The sequence below is a fragment of the Achromobacter sp. RW408 genome (assembly GCF_003184165.1).
In the GTDB taxonomy this organism is placed as follows: Bacteria; Pseudomonadota; Gammaproteobacteria; order Burkholderiales; family Burkholderiaceae_B; genus Achromobacter; species Achromobacter xylosoxidans.
The window spans coordinates 506,994-509,947 of the sequence record NZ_QHHO01000040.1; the positions used below are offsets into that span (position 1 = coordinate 506,994).

At 70.1% G+C, this 2,954-nt stretch carries 3 protein-coding genes; all 3 read left to right on the forward strand.

Annotation, left to right across the window (positions count from 1 at the left end; genetic code table 11):
- Positions 1-42 precede the first annotated feature (42 nt).
- The 3 genes from DK459_RS09900 to DK459_RS30970 all read left to right on the forward strand — a co-directional run bounded on the left by DK459_RS09900 (position 43) and on the right by DK459_RS30970 (position 2,937).
- Entirely contained in the window at positions 43-981 is a 939-nt protein-coding gene (locus tag DK459_RS09900; protein ID WP_227740027.1) for a helix-turn-helix transcriptional regulator, read from the forward strand.
- A 79-nt stretch (positions 982-1,060) separates the two neighbouring features.
- Positions 1,061-1,957 (forward strand): DMT family transporter, encoded by an 897-nt coding sequence (locus DK459_RS09905; protein WP_053497370.1) that lies wholly within the window; start codon positions 1,061-1,063, stop codon positions 1,955-1,957.
- A gap of 107 nt (positions 1,958-2,064) precedes the next feature.
- The gene (locus DK459_RS30970; protein WP_233256788.1) at positions 2,065-2,937 is read left to right on the forward strand and encodes a PadR family transcriptional regulator; all 873 of its coding nucleotides are present in this window, start codon (positions 2,065-2,067) and stop codon (positions 2,935-2,937) included.
- The last annotated feature ends 17 nt before the right edge of the window (positions 2,938-2,954 follow it).

Sequence of the window (2,954 nt, forward strand, 5' to 3'; positions counted from 1 at the left end):
ATACAATTTAGCTGTTTATGCTATTACTGAAGGCAATAGCCTATGCCCCGTTCCGCCTTGCATGACAGCGCTCCGGCCACCGCGCCGGCAGCGCGGGCCGACGCCCCCGGGCCGGGCGCGCAGCGGCTGGACCGCACCCGCGCCGACCTGGCCGAATTCCTGCGGCTGCGCCGCGAACGCCTGAGTCCCGCCGCCGTGGGGCTGCCTGCTGGCGGCCGCCGCCGCACGCCCGGCCTGCGGCGCGAGGAAGTGGCGGCGCTGGCTGGGGTCGGCCTGGCCTGGTACACCTGGTTCGAGCAGGGCCGCAACATCAGCGTGTCGGCCACCTTCCTGGAAAACCTGGCGCGGGTGCTGAAACTGGACGCGGCCGAACGGCGCCACCTGTACCTGCTGGCGCACCAGCGCCCGCCGGCGGAGCCGGGACGCACCTGGTGCACCGTGCCGCCCCAGGTGCGCCGCCTGATGGACGACCTGTCCACCCGTCCCGCCTATATCCTCAACCTGCGTTGGGACGTGGTGGTGTGGAACGCCGCCGCCGAACGCGTGTTCGGTTTCGGCGCGCAGCCGGCGGGACGGCGCAATCTGTTGTGGATGCTGTTCGTGGATCCGGCGATGCGCGAACTGTTCGTCGATTGGGCGGCGCAGGCGCCGGCGATGCTGTCCACCTTCCGCCGCGATTTCGCTTCGGCCTCGGGCGCGCCGGACATCACCGAGTTGGTCGATGAACTCGAACGCGTGGCGCCCGATTTCAAGGCCTGGTGGCGCGAGCACGACGTGCATGGCGCCTGCATGGGCGTGCGCAGCCTGCGCCTGCCGGCGTTGGGCGAAGTGGCATTCGAGCATTCCACCCTGTCGGTCGATGAAAGCCGCCATCTGCGCCTGGTGGTCTACGCGCCCGCGCCGGATGAACCGCAGGCCGCGGCCTTTGCGCGCTGGCTGGCCCGCAAGCCGCGCGCGGCCGCGCGTGGCTCCAGGCAATAGACGTGGCGTGGCTCTAGGGCGGGGGCGAGGCGCACTTCTATAGTCGGGGCGATCCGCTTTCCATTCGCCACCGTCCGCCATGCCCGCTGAAATCCTGTCCCGCCGCAACGCCCTGTCTCTGCTCGTGGTGGTGGTGCTGGCCTGGGGCTTCACCTGGGTCGTCAGCAAGCTGCTGCTGCAATACATGACGCCGGTCTGGGCGGTGGCGGCACGCAGCGTTGTCGGCACTGCCGCGCTGCTGGCGCTGGGCCTGGCGCTGCGGCGCGTTGCCTGGCCGGTCAGGGCCGACATCCCCGTGATCCTGAGCGTGGGCCTGCTGCACATGGGCGCCTTCGCCGCGCTGGTCAGCCTGGGCCTGCAATACGTGCCGGCCGGCCGCTCGGTGGTGCTGGCCTACACCACGCCGCTATGGGTCATCCCGGCGGCGCGACTGTTCCTGGGCGAACCGATCGGCCGCGGACGGCAGCTGGGGCTGGCGCTCGGCCTGCTGGGGCTGGTCGTCATCTTCAACCCGCTGGCGTTCGACTGGCGCGATCACGATGCCGTGTTCGGCAATGGCCTGGTGCTGCTGGCGGCGCTGTGCTGGGCCGCCAACATCGTCTACGTGCGCGCGCATCGCTGGGTCACGCCGCCGTTCGAGCTGGCCTTCTGGCAGGCGTTGCTGGCATCGGTGGTGCTGACCGCCCTGGCCTGGGCGACCGAGGGCGCGCCGCGCGTGATCTGGAGTCCGGGGCTGGCCTGGCTGCTGGGCTATGGCGGCGTGTTCGGCATTGCCGTGGCGTATTGGGCGGCCGTGAACGTGAACCGGTCATTGCCCGCGGGCCTGACCGCGCTCGGCCTGCTGGGCGTGCCGGTGGTGGGCCTGCTGTGCTCGGCGGCGCTGTTGCGCGAGGCGCTGGGCCTGTCGCTGCTGCTGGGGATGGCATTGATCGTGGGCGGCATCGCCGCCGGGGTGCTGGGCGAGGCGCGCGGATAGTCGTGGGATCAAAAGACGCTTGACGGCCTGAATCGTGTCTGTGTATCTTACGATCTATATCGTAAGATACATCGTAAGTAACACGTCAGACACCAGCGAGGCCTCCCATGCGCCATTTCCATTTCCTGACCGCCTTTGCCCGCGGCGCGCGCCACGAGTTGCGCGACGCCCATTCCGGAGGCCGTGGCCATCACGGCCACCACCACGGCCACCACCACGGCCACCAAGAATTCCACGAGCGCGCCGAGCGCTACGATCATCATGAACGCCACGGCCACCCGGGCGAACGCGAACACGGTCACGGTCGTGGCGCCCGCTACGCCACCGGCGACCGGCACGAGGGCGGCCGCGGCCGCCACGGACGCCATGCCGGCGGCGGGGGCGGCGGCTGGTTCGGCGGCCCATGGGGCGGCCGGGGCGGTGACGCCGACGACAGCTTCGGCGGCGATGGCCGCCACTTCGCGCGCGGCCGCAAGGTCACCGCTGACGACCTGCAGTTGATGCTGCTCGGCCTGCTGGAGCAGAACCCCAGCCATGGCTATGAACTGATCAAGGCGCTGGGCGCCATGTCCAACGGCTTCTACACGCCCAGCCCCGGCATGGTCTACCCCGCGCTGACCTACCTCGAAGAGCTGGGCTACGCCACCGTCGAGCAGGAAGGCAGCAAGAAGCGCTACCACCTGGCCGATGCCGGCCGCGCGCACCTGCAAGCCAATCGCGAACGCCTGTCGGTGATGTTCAACAAGCTCAAGCACGTCGCCCGCAAGATGGACTGGATGCGCCAGGCCTGGAGCGGCGAACCGCGCGCGGCCGCCAGCGACGAGGACGCCGCCGGCTGGATCGATGAATTCGTGCATGCGCGCCAGGCGATCCGCCATGCGCTGCTGCAACGCACCGACGCGTCGCCGGCCGAGCAGCGCCGCATCGCCGCCATCCTGCGGCGCGCCACCGAGGAAATCACGGGCAAGGACCCTGCCTGATCCCGCCCGCCCCATTG

Bases quoted from the DNA above. Each gene is read 5' to 3' on its own strand.
- DK459_RS09900 (WP_227740027.1), top strand. From the start codon at position 43: ATGCCCCGTTCCGCCTTGCATGACAGCGCTCCGGCCACCGCGCCGGCA.
- DK459_RS09905 (WP_053497370.1), top strand. From the start codon at position 1,061: ATGCCCGCTGAAATCCTGTCCCGCCGCAACGCCCTGTCTCTGCTCGTG.
- DK459_RS30970 (WP_233256788.1), top strand. From the start codon at position 2,065: ATGCGCCATTTCCATTTCCTGACCGCCTTTGCCCGCGGCGCGCGCCAC.